The organism is Micromonospora sp. HNM0581 (genome assembly GCF_012726175.1).
Lineage (GTDB): Bacteria > Actinomycetota > Actinomycetes > Mycobacteriales > Micromonosporaceae > Micromonospora.
The window spans coordinates 82505-96369 of sequence record NZ_JAASAD010000006.1 but is presented as its reverse complement, the minus strand read 5'-3'; the positions used below and the strand labels follow the sequence as shown (position 1 = coordinate 96369).

Here is a 13865-nt window from a genome sequence, read left to right as displayed (position 1 = left end):
GTCCTTCCGACGAGCGGGACGGAACGGGCGGGGTGGGTGTGACCTGGGAGCGCTCCCAGGTATCGGGCATGTTTCCAGGACAGGCAGGACATGTCAATCGATCGCATCCGATGCATTTTGGTGTTCACCGTCCGTGAGATTTGCCGCGCCACGCCGAGCGGCCCTGATCTCCTAGAGACAACCGAGCCCTACTCCTGGCAGGCTGCGTGCCATGACCCTGAAGCTGCGTTCCGCCGGGACGAGCGACCGTGGGCTGATCCGCAGCGGAAACCAGGACGCGTTGCACTCCGGCACCTGGCTGGTCGCCGTCGCGGACGGCATGGGCGGCATGGCTGCCGGAGACCTGGCCAGCGCCATCGCCGTCGGGGCGATCGCACCACTGGATGTGGAGACGCCGGAGGACGTCCTGGTCGCCGCGTTGCAGAACGGCATTCAACTGGCCACCGACCGGATCCGTCAGGCGGTCGCAGAGGATCCCCAACGGCAGGGGATGGGCACCACGCTGACCGCGCTGCTGTTCGCGCGTACCGGCAGCTGCCTGGCGCTGGCCCACGTGGGTGACTCCCGGGCGTACCTGTTCCGCGACGGTGTGCTCAAGCAGATCACCCGGGACGACACCTTCGTGCAGATGCTCGTCGACCAGGGCCTGATCACCGCCGACCAGGCCGGCAGTCACCCCCGCCGTGCCGTGGTGACCCAGGCGTTGCAGGGCGAGGAGGTCTCCCCGGCGTACGCGACGATGGTGCCCCGGGCCGGCGACCGCTGGCTGCTGTGCAGCGACGGGCTGTCGAACGTGGTACCCGCCGACACCCTGGCCGAGGTGCTGGCCAGCCAGCCGGAACGCGACGCCTGCACGCGGCAGCTCATCGACCTAGCGTTGCAGGGCGGCGGGCCGGACAACATCACCGTCGTGATCGCCGACGTGGTCGACGAACCGTGAGTGTTCAGCCGCTCCGCCCGGTCCGCCGGGTCGGCGTGGCCGCGTTCGGGTCCTCCGGCCAGTGATGGCGCGGATAGCGTCCGCGTAGTTCGGCGCGGACCTGGCGGTAGCCGGAGGCCCAGAACGACGGGAGGTCGGTGGTGACCGCCACCGGCCGACCGGCGGGGGAGAGCAGGTGCAGCAGTACCGGCACCCGACCGCCACCGATCTGGGGCGCCGTGGACCAACCGAAGGTCTCCTGGATCCGCACCGCGAGGACCGGCGCGGCCGGGTCGGCGTAGTCGACCCGGATCCGCGAACCACTGGGCACCGCGATCCGCTCCGGCGCCAGTTCGTCCAGCCGTCCCGCGAGCGGCCAGGGCAGCAGCCGGCGTAACGCGCCGACCACCTCGATGCGGGTCAGGTCGGCCCGGCGGCGGGCGTCTGCCAGCTCCGGCCCGAGCCAGTGCGGTGCGTCGGCCAGCAGCGCCTCGTCGGAGACGTCAGGCCAGTCGCCGTCCAGCGCGTACCGGCAGAACGCCAGCCGTTCGCGCAGTGACCTGGCCGCCGCCGTCCAGGTCAACATGTCCAGTCCGGTCTCGCGTAGTCCGGTCAGCAGGGCGGCGGTCACCTCGTCCCGGTCGGGCCGGGTCACGGGACGGTCGACCAGCCCGATGGCGCCCAACCGCAGCACCTCCCTGGCCACCACGTCCCCATCCGACCAGCCGACCTCCCGTTCGGTACGCAGCAGCGGGCCAGCCGCCGCACGGGCGGTCGCCTCGTCGAGGACGGCAGCCAGCCGGACCCGGGCGGACGGTGCGCCGGGAGCACGGTCGGCCACCGCGACGGCCAACCAGTCGACGCCTACCAGCCCCGACCCGGGTGCCAGCTCCGCCGCGGTCCCACCGCTCATCAGGTACGCCGAACCACCCGGCCGCCTCACCTGTGCCAACCGTTCCGGGTACGCCAACCCGACCAGCAGCCCGGCGGCGAGCTCGTCGGGTAACCATCCCGACCGCGTATCCGCCACCCCGCCGTGCCCTGCCCGCTCGGCGTCTGCCTGGCCCACCGCCCCGCTGTCCGCTCGGTCGTGCGTGTCGCTGCCGGCAGTCCGGTTCGCACACGCCCGGTCCGGCGCCGCGGGTGGCAGGGCGGCACGTAGCCGGCGTACCTCCGCACGCCAGCGGGCGGTGACGGCCCGGTCGGTGCCGGCGCGTAACCGACGCCACGTGGCGCCGAGGTCGTCGCCGGGACCGAAGACGGTCGGCTCGGCGAGCAGCGCCACCACCTGCGCGGCACGGTCGGCGCCGACCCGGTCGGCCCCGTCGAGCAGTGCCCGGGCCAGCCGGGGATGAGCGCCGACGGCGGCGACGGCCCGACCTCGCTCGGTGATCCGTCCGTTCGGGTCGATCGCACCGAGCGCGGTCAGCGTCTCACGGGCAACCGCCATCGCCGCCGCCGGAGGCTGGTCGGGTAGCGCGAGCCCGGTTCCGCCGGGCGTGCCCCAGGCGGCCAGTTCGAGGGCGAACCCGGTCAGGTCGGCGGTGGCGATCTCCGGTTCCGGCTGCGCGGGCAACCGTTCGTGCATCCCCGACGACCAGCAACGGTAGACCTGGCCGGGCGCCTGACGACCGGCCCGGCCGGCGCGTTGGGTCGCCGCCGCGCGGGACACCGGCACGGTGACCAGGGCGCCCAGCCCTCGGGCCAGGTCCAGCCGGGCGACCCGGGACAGGCCCGAGTCCACCACGGTTCGCACGCCGGGCACGGTCAGGCTGCTCTCCGCCACCGCCGTGGCCAACACCACCCGCCGGCGGTCTCCCGCCCGCAGGGCGGCGTCCTGCTCGATGCCGCTCTGACTGCCGTGCAGGCGTAGCACGTCGACGTTGCCGCGCAGGTCGCTGAGCCGCCCGGCCACAGCGGCGATCTCGCCCACGCCGGGCAGGAACACCAGCAGATCGCCTTCCTGCTCGTGAAGGGCCCTCCGTACGGTGTTCGACACGTGGTCGAGCAGTGCCCGGTCCACCGGCCCCGCACCGGGCGGCGCCACGGGCCGGGGCGGCGGCGCCCAGATGCGGGTCACCGGATGCAGCGCCGACGCGGCCCGGACCACAGGAGCCGGCCCGCTGCCGCCGAGCAGAGCGGCGAAGCGGTCCGCCTCCGGGGTCGCCGACATCGCCAGCAGCCACAGCTCCGGCCGTAGGGTCGCCCGGGACTCGATGCTGAAGGCGAGCGCCAGGTCGGCGTCGAGTTGGCGCTCGTGGATCTCGTCGAGCAGCACCGCGTCGACACCGGCCAGCTCGGGGTCGTGGTGCAATCGGCGGACCAGTAACCCGGTGGTGACCACCTCCACCCGGGTACGTGGTCCGGCCCGCCGTTCACCGCGGACCGCATAGCCGACCCGGTCGCCTACCGGCTCGCCGAGCAGCGCCGCCATCCGACGGGCGGCGGCGCGGGCGGCCACTCGACGCGGCTGGGCGACGATCACTCGCCCGGCCACCGCACCGGCCACGGCGAGTGGGGCGAGGCTGGTCTTTCCGGTGCCCGGCGGGGCGACCAGGACCGCGCTGCCGGTCGAGCCCAGCGCCGCCACCAGCTCCGGCAGCACCGGCCGTACCGGCAGGTCGACTGACACCTCGGAGAGCACGGTTCAGTCTCTCAGGGCGAACGACGCTGCCGGGTCCGGCCGGGCGGTGATCGTAGTCGGGGGGCGGGGTGCGCTGGGGTGGGTCAGACGGTGTGCACGCTCGCGACGAAGGCGCACCAGGCGGACGACTCGAAGGTCAGCACTGGCCCGTGGCGGTCCTTGCTGTCCCGGATCGCCACTCCGCGTCCGACGGTGGCCACCTCGACGCAGTTACCGTTGCCCACGCTGCGTGTGCTGGTACGCCACTGCTGTCGGGGCAGGTCGAGCGCGGTCATCGCGATCCCTTCGTCGATACCGACAGTGACCGCGATGCGGCGGTCACGTAAAGTAACGAGAAGCTTCCTTCAGGCGGATCAGGGACGCCGCTGGATCGAGTGCCAGAGTGCACAGCCTCTCGTGCACAAGGCTATACGAGCGCACCTGGTCGACCTCTTCCAGTGCCAGCCCTATCGAGAGATTGTCCAGGTAGACGACGGCCGCGTCGGCCGCGTCGGCGAACGTGAGGATCACGTACGGTGAGTTCATCGCAGGGTGTCCGCCGGCTTCGAAAGGCAGCACCTGGATTGTTACGTTGGGTAGTTGAGCCAGGGCTTCCAGGTGGTCCGTCTGGCCTGCCATGACGGCGCGATTGCTGACAGGGCGTAACAGTATCGCCTCGTTGATTACCACCGACAGCTCCACCGGTGAGTCCCCGCGCAGTACCTCCTGTCGCCGTAGCCGGGCAGCCACCTTGCGGTCCAGGTCTTCCTCGCCGGCGGTCAGCCGGTAGACCTCGCGGGCGTACGCCTCGGTCTGCAGCAGGCCGGGTACGGCTTCGGCCTCGTACGTGCGCAGCGTGGCGGCCTCGGCTTCCAGCCCGACGTAGAACTCGAACCATTCCGGGAGGACGTCGCTGTAGTGCTGCCACCAGCCCCGTTGCTGGGCGCCCCGGGCGATCTCGATGAGCGCTTCGGCGTCGCTGCCGGTGACCTGGTACAGCGCGAGGGCTGCCCGGACATCACGCGGCTTGATGCCGATCTGCGCGTTTTCGATGCGCGACAGGTTGCTCTTTGACATGTCCAGCTGCCGGGCGGCGACATCCAAGGTCATTCCGGCGCGTTCGCGCAGGTGGCGTAGTTCCCGGGCGATGCGGCGGCGTCGAACGGTGGGGCTCACGGTCACCCTCCGAGTCTGTCACGCGAAAAGGTGCAGGTCGCTTCACCACGGAGTGCAACTGGCGAAAACGGGAGTTGCATCGCCGTCGAGGCCGGTGCATCATGTGCCGGTTAGCGATCACTGTGGACAGCCGGCCCGGGAGGACGTGTGCTCACCGCCGACGAGTTCTTTCTGATCGCGCACAACGACACCCGGGGCCGGGCGAAGCTGCACCCCGCGGCGACCGGCCTCGGCCTGGCCGGCGGGCTGCTCGGCGAGTTGATCCTGCATGGACACATCACGGTGTCCGCCGGTCAGGTCGGTGTGCTGGACCGTCGGCCACCGGCTGACGCGTTGGCGCACACCGTGCTGGACCAACTGGTGGGGGAGGCGCAGCACCAGTCGGTGCGTACCTGGCTCAGCTTTCTCGCCCAGACGGCGGTGACCGCGGTGGGTGAGCGACTGTCCCGGGCAGGTGTGCTGCGCCGGCAGGAGAGCCGACGGCTGCTGCGGACCAGCGTGACCTACCAGCCGATCGATCTCAACACCGTGGCCTGGCCAGCCACCCGCCTACGGGCACTGCTGGAGCGGGTCGAGCCACCCAGCGTGCCCGACGCGACGCTGCTCGGGCTGGTCGCCGCCGCCGGCCTGACCCGGGAGGTGCTGTGGAGCGCCGGTCCGCGCGCACACCACCGGCTCAGTCTGATCATCCCGGCCCTGCCGGATCCGCTCAAGGAACTCGTGGCGCACACCGAGGCAGCCGTAGGCGCGGCAGTGCTGCGCGGCGCCCCCTGACCCGGTACACCCCTTCCCTTCACACCGGAGCGGTACATGTCCTCGACAGCGACAACCGAACGACCGAGCAACGTCTCCGAGGCGCTCGCTCGTGGTCGGCTCGGTGTCCCCTCAGTGATCTTCTTCGTTCTCTCGGCGGCGGCACCGCTGACCGTGGTCGCCGGTGTGGTCACCACCGGCTATGGCGTCATCGGCGTGCTCGGTATCCCGCTGGCCTTCCTGGTGGTGGCAGCAGTACTCGCCGTGTTCTCCGTCGGCTACGTGGCGATGGCCCGTCGGATGGCCAACGCCGGGGCCTTCTACGCGTACGTGGCCCGTGGGCTGGGGCGCCCGGCCGGTGTGGGGACGGCCTGGGTGGCGCTCATCGCCTACAACGCCCTCCAGATCGGGCTCTACGGCACCATCGGCGCGGCGGCGGCACCGGTGTTGGACCGGCTGTTCGGCATCACGCCACAGTGGTGGATCGTCGCTCTGGTGGCGTGGGCGCTGGTGGGCATGCTCGGGCTGCTCCGGGTGGACATCAACGGTATGGTGCTGGCCGCGCTGCTCTGCGCCGAGATCGCCATCATCGTGCTGTTCGATCTGGGTCAGCTGGGTAACCCAGCCGGGGGGGACGTGAGTTTCGCCGCGTTCGCGCCGGAGAACTTCTTCGTGCCGGGGCTCGGCGCGGTGCTGGTGCTGGCGATCCTCGGCTTCGTCGGCTTCGAGGCGGCGGTGGTCTTCAGCGAGGAGAGCAAGGACCCGAAGCGTACGGTGCCGTTGGCGACCTACCTGTCCGTGGCGATCATCGCGGTGGTCTACGCGCTCTCCTCGTGGAGCATGACGGTGGCGGTCGGACCGGACCGGATCGTCGAGGAGGCGGGCACCCAGAGCATCGAACTGATCTTCAACCTGGCCGGTTCGCACCTGGGCGACACCGTCCTGACGATCGGACAGGCACTCTTCCTGACCTCGGTTCTGGCGGCGATGATCTCGTTCCACAACACCACCGCGCGCTACACCTTCGCCTTGGGTCGGGAGCGGGTGCTGCCCGCGGCGTTCGGCCGCACGTCGCCGGTCACCGGTGCACCCCAGGCCGCCTCGCTCGCGCAGAGCGTGCTCGGCCTGCTGGTGATCATCCTCTACGCGGTGAACGGCTGGGATCCGGTTCTACAGCTGTTCTTCTGGCTCGGTACCAGTGGTGGTTTCGGCGTGCTCTTGATGATCGCCACCACCGCGGTGGCGATCATCGCGTACTTCGCTCGGAATGGCGAGCAGGAGACGTTGTGGCGGCGGTTGATCGCGCCGGGCGTGGCCGCAGTCGCGCTGGTCGCGATCATCGTCCTGGCGGTGCAGAACTTCGCCGACCTGCTCGGGGTGGAGTCGGACTCGCCGTTACGCTGGGTGATCCCGGCTGCCTATCCGGTGGCAGCTCTTCTCGGCGGCTTGTGGGGACTGTCGCTGCGGCGGCGGCGTCCCGACACGTACGTCCGGATCGGTCTGGGCGCGGAGAGCGCCGCGGTCGTCGTGGCCGCCCCGTCGTCGGTCACCGCGCCGGCTCCGACGGCAAAGGCGCGGCGATGAGCCGGCCAGCGGTCGGTCGACTCGGCGTCGGCGACGTCAGCTGGGTCGCCGCACGGATCGCCGAGGCGTTCATGGTGCTGGACCAGCCCCGCTGGCTGGTGCCGGACGAGGCCAAGCGGGAGACGGTGCTGACCGCAAACTTCGAAATCATCGTTGACCACGCCACCCGCCACGGGCTGGTGTTCGGCACCGAGGACCGCGTCGGGGTGGCCGTCTGGCTTCCGTCGATCGGTGAACCACTGCCGCCGCCGGAGGACTACGACACGCGGCTGGCCTCGGCGTGCGGGGAGTGGACCCCGAAATTCGTCCACTTGGACGAGTTGTTCGCCGCCAATCATCCGCACGCCGATCATCACCACCTGGCGCTCCTGGCCGTGCGTCCGGATCGGCAGGGCCGGGGTGTCGGCACGGCGCTGCTGCGTCACCATCACACCTGGCTGGACGCCAACGGCGTACCGGCGTACCTGGAAGCGAGCAGCGAAACCAGCCGTGACCTGTACGCGCGGCACGGCTACCGGGTCGCAGAGCCGTTCCGGCTGCCCGACGGCACGCCGTTCTGGCCGATGTGGCGGGAACCAGTCGTCGCCTGAGGTGACGCGACGACGATGGTGGCCGGGTCCGACGGACCCGGCCACCATCGTCACCCCCTCTAGTACGTCCCGTCGAGCTGCCCCCGCAGCTTCGTCAGTGCCCGGGCCAGCAGCCGGGACACGTGCATCTGCGACACGCCGATCTGATCCGCGATCTGTGACTGGGTCAGGTTGCCGTAGAACCGCAGCGTCAGGATCTTCTGCTCGCGTTCGTCGAGCGTGGCTAGCGCCGGACCCAACGCCACCCGCAGCTCAGCCAGTTCGAACTCGTTGTCCTCGCCGCCGAGCATGTCGCCCAGTTCGGTCGCGCGGTCACCGTCACCGGTCGGGGTGGACAGCGACACCGCGTTGTACGCACGGGCGCCTTCCAGGCCCTCCAGCACCTCTTCCTCGGTGAGCTTGAGGTGCGCGGCGATGTCGGCGACGGTCGGGGAGCGGCCCAGGGACTGCAACAGGGAGCTGTTGGCGTCGGAGATGGCCAGCCGCAGCTCCTGCAACCGGCGGGGCACCCGGATGTCCCACGTCCGGTCGCGGAAGTGCCGCTTCAGCTCGCCGATGATGGTGGGGATCGCGTAGCCGGCGAAGTCCACCCCACGGGAGGGGTCGAACTTGTCGATGGCCTTGATGAGCCCGACGGCCGCGGTCTGCGCGAGATCGTCGGTGGGCTCGCCGCGACCGCTGTAACGGTGGGCGAGGTGGTTGGCGAGCGGCAGCCAGGCTTCGATCGCCCGGTCGCGCAGTGCGGCCCGGGAGGGGTGCCCGGCCGGCAGTGCGGCCATGGCGTTCAACAGCTCGGCGGCGCTGTCGGTGAGCGCCCGCGGGTCGAGCTTCGGGGTCGTGGTCGCCGGGGTGGTCGCCGATTCGGTGATCGTTGACGCGGTCATGGTGGTCCTCCCTGCACCTCGTCCGCGGATATAGACGTGACGCTTTGGTTGAAGCCGTTTGTACGTTCGGGAGTCACCTTAGCCCGATCGTCTCCAGAAAATCTAGCCGAAAGGACGATGTACTTATGCGAATTTCAACCATGAAGGCGACGAAAACGGACACCGTGTGTGGGTGGAGTGGGTCGAAGAGGTTTCGATCACGGTCCGGGGTAGCCGATCAGATGGATCGCGGATGCCCGTCCGTACCTGCCGCCAGGGCTGGACGGGGTCGGCAGCCGACGAACGTACGAGGTGCGCTGCCAGCGACAAGAGGAGTGTCACTTATCCGTCGTTGTCCTGTGGACGACGCTGGACCTAGCGTCACGGGTAGATCCCCGACCCGGAGGCACCGTGTTCGACCTTGCCGTTCCTCACCTCGTCGTCGACAGCCGGACGCTGTACTTCAGCTGGCTACCGGCAGACCCGGACGCGGTGGCGGCGCTGGTCCCCGCGGGGCTGCGGCCCCACCCGGACCGCGAGGTCTTCATGAACCAGTACGTGGTGGACGACGAGAGCCAGACCTCCGGCTTCGGTTCCTACTCCCTGACCTACCTGGGCGTCACACTCGTCGGCATGGAAGCCCCGGACGGCGTGACCCCGGGCGGCTGGTGGACCCACTACGTCACCTGCAACGAACAGGTACGCGGCTACGCCCGGGACAGGGGTGCACCGGCACTGCCCGGCCACACCAGCATCACGGAGCGTGTGGGTACGCTCGTCACCGAGACGAGCATCGACGGCCACCAGGTGATCCGGGCTCGGGTGCGGGTCGGCGACACCGGTCACGTCGTGCACAACGGCCACCACCGCTACCTGACCGAGTTGCGTGGACAACTGGTGAGCAGCGTCTACCCGGTGATCGCGGAGCCGACCAGCTCGTTCGAGATCGAGTCGGTCGAGTTCCTCGATCCGGTCCACCCGGTGTACGCGTTGCGCCCGGAGAACCCGCTCACCATCGCCTGGGGTTACTACTCGCCGCGTGCCTCGTTCGCGTACCCCGGTGGGTTGACGGTGCTCGGCGAACTGGAACCGAGCTACCAGGTGCCCGACCGTCGGGCCCGCAACGGTCTGCCGTCAGGGTCGTAGACCAGGCGGTACGCGGGCAGCGCCCAGGCCCGGGTCCACCAGGGCAGACGTCGGGCGCGGTGCGGTCGCAGCCGACCGGGTGGGCGGGGACCCACCTGTCCGCTGTCGTACCAGCGTTGCAACGCCTCGGCGGTGGCGGTGATCGCGGCGACCGCGTCGTCAGGATCGATCAGGTCGGCGTCGTCGGCGCCGGCAGGGTCACGGTCCAGGTGCTCGCGGAGCAGGCGTAGCCGCAGCTCCCGGGCGAACCGTCGTGCCCCGTCACCCCGCCCGGCCGGATCACGCGGGTGTCGTTCGTCGGCGGAGCCGTCCAGCACCGCGCAGGACAGCTCGCTGTCGTGCGTCCAGGACCGTCGGTTGAAGTTGTCGCTGCCGACGCAGGCCCACACGTCATCGACCACGCACACCTTCGCGTGCACGTAAACCGGAGTGCCGGCGTGGTTCTCCGCGTCGAAGACGTGTACCCGACCCGCCGCGGCCTGCTCGCACAGGGCCAGTGCCTGCTCGCGACCGACCGTGTTCGGTGGCAGCGCCAACCGCCCGTCCACGTCGGGGTGGCGCGGCACCACCGCGACGAGGTGTAGCTCGGGATTGTCGCGTAACGCCGCCGCGAACAACTCGGCCACCTCGGTGGACCAGAGGTACTGGTCCTCCAGGTAGATCAGCCGGCGGGCGCGGCGTACCGCCTTGGTGTAGCCGCGGGCCACGGTGCGTTCGCCGTCGGGGGCGAACGCGTACCGGGGCCGGACCGCCGGGTAGGTGCGCAACACCTGGACGTGGTGCGGACCGCAGGGCGGCGGATCAGCCGGCTTGTCCGGCAGCGGCCCGGGAGTGAGGTCCGCCCCGCGCAGCCGGTCGCGCAGATAGGCCAGCGGGTTCTCCGAGTCCAGCGGCATCGGGTCGGTCCACCGCTCGCGGAACGTGGTGTCCAGCGCACCCACCACCGGCCCGCGCAACGCGACCTGCACGTCGTGCCAGGGCGGATGGTCACCGTACGGGGCGGCCATCCGTACCGCCTGCGGGTCACCGTGGTGCGCGTCGTCGTCGCGACGGCTGTGACACAGGTCGATTCCGCCGACGAAGGCGATGTCCTGCTCGGGGGTCGCCGGGCGGCGCAGCACCACGAGCTTCTGGTGGTGTGATCCACCTCGCCGGACCCGTTGGTCGAGCAGCACCTCGCCACCGGCGGCCGAGATCGCCTCGCTGAGGTTGCGGTTCTCCTGGTGGCTGTAGGACAGCACGTCGAGGTGCGAGCGCCAGATCAACCCCTTGACCACCACACCACGCTGCGCGGCGCTGGCGAAGAGCTGGGCGATCGTCGGGCCGTCCGGACGGAGGCGTTCGTCCGGGTCGCCCCGCCAGTCGGCGAAAAAGAGGTGATCACCGTCGCCGAGCTGCTCGACCTCGGTGACCAGGCGGTCGAAGTACGCGGCACCGTGAATCAGCGGCTCGGCGAGGTTTCCGCTGGTCCAGACCGGCAACTCAGAGACCGGGTTGGCGCGTTCCGGTGCGGTGAGGAACCAGTCCTGCAGCGGCATGCTCCCGCCCTCGGAGAGGTCGTTCACGCCCTCACTTTACGAACCCGTGGTCGGGCTCGCACGCCGGTGGGCTCCGGCTGTCGGCGACCGACCCCACCCCGAGCAGCGAGGAGCCGAAGGATGTCCGGCGAGCCGACGAACTCCACGACCGAGCACCGCGAGCAGGCGGTGGAGGGCGAGCGGGGGGCGCTGTTGACGGTACTGGTCATGGTCCTGCTCGGCGTGGCCGGCATCTTCGCCGTCTCGTGAGCTGTACGGGCGCGGCTCCCCTCGCCCTCGAGCCCGCTGGGCGCGGTGGTGAGCAGGCGGACCGGCCGGAAGCCGGTGGACTCGTCGAGCCGGGGCAGGACGAGGACGTTCTCGACGGTGATGGCGGGCATCGGGGCTCTGCCGCCCGTGGTCGCGGGGTCGCCACGGCGGCTGTCGTACGGCTCAGCGGGTGGACCTGACCGGGCGGCCCATCGGCGGCGGGACCGCCCGGTCACCGGCGAGGTCAGCCCGCAGTGCGTGGTGCCCGGCCGCCCAGGTTCAGTCGGGCCAGCAGCTGACGGGCCTGGTCGGCGACGTCTGCCTCCACGGTCACCGCGTACCGGTTCGCCCGCAGGGAACTCGCGGACGTGAAGTCACGCTGCCCGCCGGTCATCGCGTGCGCCACGGCGCCGAAGACGGCACCCCAGAGCGCACCGATGACAAGGCCGGCGAGAATCACCGCCACCCAGTTCCCGACGGTGAAGATGCCGAACAGCAGACCGATGAACAAACCGATCCAGGCTCCGGTGCCGGCCCCGACAAGCGCCGCACGGGCGGTGGTCATCCGACCCAGCACGGTCTCCACCAGGGTCAGGTCGGTACCGACGATAGCGGCGCGTTCCACCGGGAACCGGTTGTCGGCGAGGTGGTCCACCACCCGCTGGGCGGTCGGATAGTCGGCGAATGCGCCGATCGTCACCGTCGGCGGGCCGGCCGGTGGGCCGTGGCCGTCCCCACTGGGCGCGGCGGTACGGCCGCCTGGGCCCGATGGGAGGGTGCCGCCGCCGGTCACTCCTGGCTGCCAGGCCGAGGGGTTCGACTGTGTGGTCATGGTCGCCTCCTTCGTCGTCGGTCGCCTACCCCACCTCGGCGGGGCGGTAACACCCCGGTGGCGTCCGGCTCACCGGCCGACGCCACGGGCATGGCGCTGGCAGCGGTCTGAGGCGGGACAGGGACGGACCCGCGGTCACGCCGGTACGGCGTGACCGCGGGTCCGTGGTTTGGACGGGTTATCAGGCGCAGGCGGTGCCGTTCAGGCGGTAACCGGTCGGTGCGGGCAGGCTGCCGCCGGTGTAGGTGCCCTGGAAACCGACGCTCAGCGTACCGCCGCTGGGCAGGCTGCCGTTCCAGGCCGCACTGCGGACGGTGACCTGGTTGCCGGTCTGGCTCCAGTCGCCATTCCACCCGTTGCTCAGCCGAACACCGGAGGCGACCGTGAAGGTGAGGGTCCAGCCGTCGAGTGCCGCGCCACGGTTGGTCACCCGGATCTCGGCGGTGAAACCGCCGGTCCACGTGTTCGGGGCGAACGTCACCGAGCAGCCACCGCCGGGCGGGTTGCTCGTCGGTGGAGTGGTGGTGGGCGGAGTGGTGGTCGGTGGCGTGGTGGTCGGTGGGGTGGTGGTCGGTGGGGTGGTGGTCGGTACCGGACCAGCGGCAACGGCCAGGTCGTACGCCCGCTGGGGCACGAACTGTCCCGCCGCCGCGATGCAACCGTCCGCCTCGCCCGGCAGCTTCACCCAGAGGAAAGCGTCGATGGCGGAATCGCCGGTGGAGGTGGTGCTCGGAGTGCCGATCGCACGCCCCGGCGGGTCGCACCACTCGGCGCCAGCGGGGCCGTTGCCGTTGCGGCTGGTGTCGACGACGGCCTTGAGCCGGGAGATGCCGGTGGCAGCGATCACCGACTTGGCGTACGAAACCTCGTCGGCGGTACGCCGGTAGTTCGACACGTTCACCGAGATGCCGTCGGCGCTGGTGGCGATGCCTGAGGCGGTCAACCGGGCAGCGGCCTCGCCGGGGGCCAGCCATCCGCCGTGGCCGATGTCGAAGTAGACCCTCGCCGCGGACGAGCCGGCCTTGAGCGCCTTGCCGGCGTACGCCATCGAGGCTCGCACCTCGGCCTGCTGGCTGGCACTCATGCAGTTGGTCATGATGGGGAGCACATCGGGCTCCAGGATGATGGTCGCCGGGCGACCACCGAGACCGGCGGCGACCTGGTCCACCCACTGTCGGTAGGTGGCGTGGTCGGGTGCGCCCCCGCCACTGTGGTTGCTGCAGTCGCGGTTGGGGATGTTGTAGACCACCAGGATCGGGATCTTGCCGGCGGCGGCAGCGGCCGTGACCAGGGCGCTGACCTCGGAGCGTACCGACGAGGTGTTGGTGGTGGTGAACCAGCGGCCCTGCGGGACGTTGGCGATCCGGTCACGGATCACCGCCGCCCGGGAGTCGCCGGGGTTCGCCGCGACCCAGCGGGCGGCGGCCGTGGCGGGGTCGACGTAGAAGGCGGAGTCGGCGGCTGCGGCGGACGTGGGGCGCAGCGCGCCCACGCCGATGCTGCCGGCGACGGTCAGTGCCGTCGCCACGGCGCCGACCAGAGCGAACGTGCTTCGTTGTCTCATGGTCTGCTCCTCGTACCCATCGAAGAAA

General features: G+C 70.7%; 13 protein-coding genes and 1 pseudogene. 6 read left to right on the top strand and 8 right to left on the bottom strand.

Features of this window, described 5'->3' with window-relative positions; all coding sequences use genetic code 11:
* The first annotated feature begins 211 nt into the window (after positions 1-211).
* A complete protein-coding gene (locus tag HCA58_RS10360; RefSeq protein WP_169597565.1) occupies positions 212-940 on the top strand; it encodes a protein phosphatase 2C domain-containing protein in 729 nt (242 codons plus the stop codon).
* Positions 941-944: 4 nt separating this feature from the next.
* On the opposite strand, the gene hrpB is transcribed toward HCA58_RS10360, so the two are convergent.
* The 3 genes from hrpB to HCA58_RS10345 all read right to left on the bottom strand — a co-directional run bounded on the left by hrpB (position 945) and on the right by HCA58_RS10345 (position 4724).
* Complete coding sequence (hrpB, locus tag HCA58_RS10355) at positions 945-3563, bottom strand: ATP-dependent helicase HrpB (protein ID WP_169597564.1); 2619 nt, start codon at positions 3561-3563, stop codon at positions 945-947.
* Positions 3564-3646: 83 nt separating this feature from the next.
* Positions 3647-3838: a DUF397 domain-containing protein gene (locus HCA58_RS10350; RefSeq protein WP_169597563.1), complete on the bottom strand. Its 192-nt coding sequence runs from the start codon at positions 3836-3838 to the stop codon at positions 3647-3649.
* A gap of 43 nt (positions 3839-3881) precedes the next feature.
* Entirely contained in the window at positions 3882-4724 is an 843-nt protein-coding gene (locus HCA58_RS10345) for a Scr1 family TA system antitoxin-like transcriptional regulator (RefSeq protein WP_169597562.1), read from the bottom strand.
* A 141-nt stretch (positions 4725-4865) separates the two neighbouring features.
* Between HCA58_RS10345 and HCA58_RS10340 the strand changes: the two genes are divergently transcribed.
* The 3 genes from HCA58_RS10340 to HCA58_RS10330 are packed head-to-tail and all read left to right on the top strand — an operon-like array spanning position 4866 to position 7645.
* Complete coding sequence (locus HCA58_RS10340; protein ID WP_169597561.1) at positions 4866-5492, top strand: GPP34 family phosphoprotein; 627 nt, start codon at positions 4866-4868, stop codon at positions 5490-5492.
* Positions 5493-5528: 36 nt separating this feature from the next.
* A complete protein-coding gene (locus HCA58_RS10335; RefSeq protein ID WP_169597560.1) occupies positions 5529-7055 on the top strand; it encodes an APC family permease in 1527 nt (508 codons plus the stop codon).
* The gene (locus HCA58_RS10330; protein WP_169597559.1) at positions 7052-7645 is read left to right on the top strand and encodes a GNAT family N-acetyltransferase; all 594 of its coding nucleotides are present in this window, start codon (positions 7052-7054) and stop codon (positions 7643-7645) included. Before HCA58_RS10335 ends, HCA58_RS10330 begins: the two co-directional genes overlap by 4 nt.
* Before the next feature lie 59 nt (positions 7646-7704).
* On the opposite strand, the gene HCA58_RS10325 is transcribed toward HCA58_RS10330, so the two are convergent.
* Positions 7705-8529 (bottom strand): SigB/SigF/SigG family RNA polymerase sigma factor, encoded by an 825-nt coding sequence (locus HCA58_RS10325; RefSeq protein WP_169597558.1) that lies wholly within the window; start codon positions 8527-8529, stop codon positions 7705-7707.
* Between the two features lie 390 nt (positions 8530-8919).
* Between HCA58_RS10325 and HCA58_RS10320 the strand changes: the two genes are divergently transcribed.
* Positions 8920-9654 (top strand): hypothetical protein, encoded by a 735-nt coding sequence (locus tag HCA58_RS10320; RefSeq protein WP_169597557.1) that lies wholly within the window; start codon positions 8920-8922, stop codon positions 9652-9654.
* Here the strand turns inward: HCA58_RS10320 and HCA58_RS10315 are convergent.
* The gene (locus HCA58_RS10315) at positions 9603-11192 is read right to left on the bottom strand and encodes a phospholipase D-like domain-containing protein (RefSeq protein WP_169597687.1); all 1590 of its coding nucleotides are present in this window, start codon (positions 11190-11192) and stop codon (positions 9603-9605) included. The genes HCA58_RS10320 and HCA58_RS10315 overlap by 52 nt on opposite strands.
* A gap of 120 nt (positions 11193-11312) precedes the next feature.
* Here HCA58_RS10315 and HCA58_RS23880 point away from each other — a divergent pair, with 120 nt between their 5' ends.
* A complete protein-coding gene (locus HCA58_RS23880) occupies positions 11313-11441 on the top strand; it encodes a hypothetical protein (protein WP_277351236.1) in 129 nt (42 codons plus the stop codon).
* Between the two features lie 17 nt (positions 11442-11458).
* Here the strand turns inward: HCA58_RS23880 and HCA58_RS23480 are convergent.
* The 3 genes and pseudogenes from HCA58_RS23480 to HCA58_RS10300 form a co-directional block, all read right to left on the bottom strand.
* Positions 11459-11572: pseudogene (locus tag HCA58_RS23480) on the bottom strand (pirin family protein); the annotation flags it as partial.
* Positions 11573-11685: 113 nt separating this feature from the next.
* A complete protein-coding gene (locus HCA58_RS10305) occupies positions 11686-12273 on the bottom strand; it encodes a general stress protein (protein ID WP_169597556.1) in 588 nt (195 codons plus the stop codon).
* 181 nt (positions 12274-12454) lie between these two features.
* Complete coding sequence (locus tag HCA58_RS10300) at positions 12455-13837, bottom strand: glycoside hydrolase family 6 protein (RefSeq protein WP_169597555.1); 1383 nt, start codon at positions 13835-13837, stop codon at positions 12455-12457.
* Positions 13838-13865 lie beyond the last annotated feature (28 nt).

What these genes read in the sequence shown, in the direction of transcription:
- HCA58_RS10360 (WP_169597565.1), top strand. Translation starts at nt 212, where the DNA reads ATGACCCTGAAGCTGCGTTCCGCCGGGACGAGCGACCGTGGGCTGATC.
- HCA58_RS10350 (WP_169597563.1), bottom strand. Translation starts at nt 3,838, where the DNA reads ATGACCGCGCTCGACCTGCCCCGACAGCAGTGGCGTACCAGCACACGC.
- HCA58_RS10335 (WP_169597560.1), top strand. Translation starts at nt 5,529, where the DNA reads ATGTCCTCGACAGCGACAACCGAACGACCGAGCAACGTCTCCGAGGCG.
- HCA58_RS10330 (WP_169597559.1), top strand. Translation starts at nt 7,052, where the DNA reads ATGAGCCGGCCAGCGGTCGGTCGACTCGGCGTCGGCGACGTCAGCTGG.
- HCA58_RS10325 (WP_169597558.1), bottom strand. Translation starts at nt 8,529, where the DNA reads ATGACCGCGTCAACGATCACCGAATCGGCGACCACCCCGGCGACCACG.
- HCA58_RS10315 (WP_169597687.1), bottom strand. Translation starts at nt 11,192, where the DNA reads ATGCCGCTGCAGGACTGGTTCCTCACCGCACCGGAACGCGCCAACCCG.
- HCA58_RS23880 (WP_277351236.1), top strand. Translation starts at nt 11,313, where the DNA reads ATGTCCGGCGAGCCGACGAACTCCACGACCGAGCACCGCGAGCAGGCG.
- HCA58_RS10305 (WP_169597556.1), bottom strand. Translation starts at nt 12,273, where the DNA reads ATGACCACACAGTCGAACCCCTCGGCCTGGCAGCCAGGAGTGACCGGC.
- HCA58_RS10300 (WP_169597555.1), bottom strand. Translation starts at nt 13,837, where the DNA reads ATGAGACAACGAAGCACGTTCGCTCTGGTCGGCGCCGTGGCGACGGCA.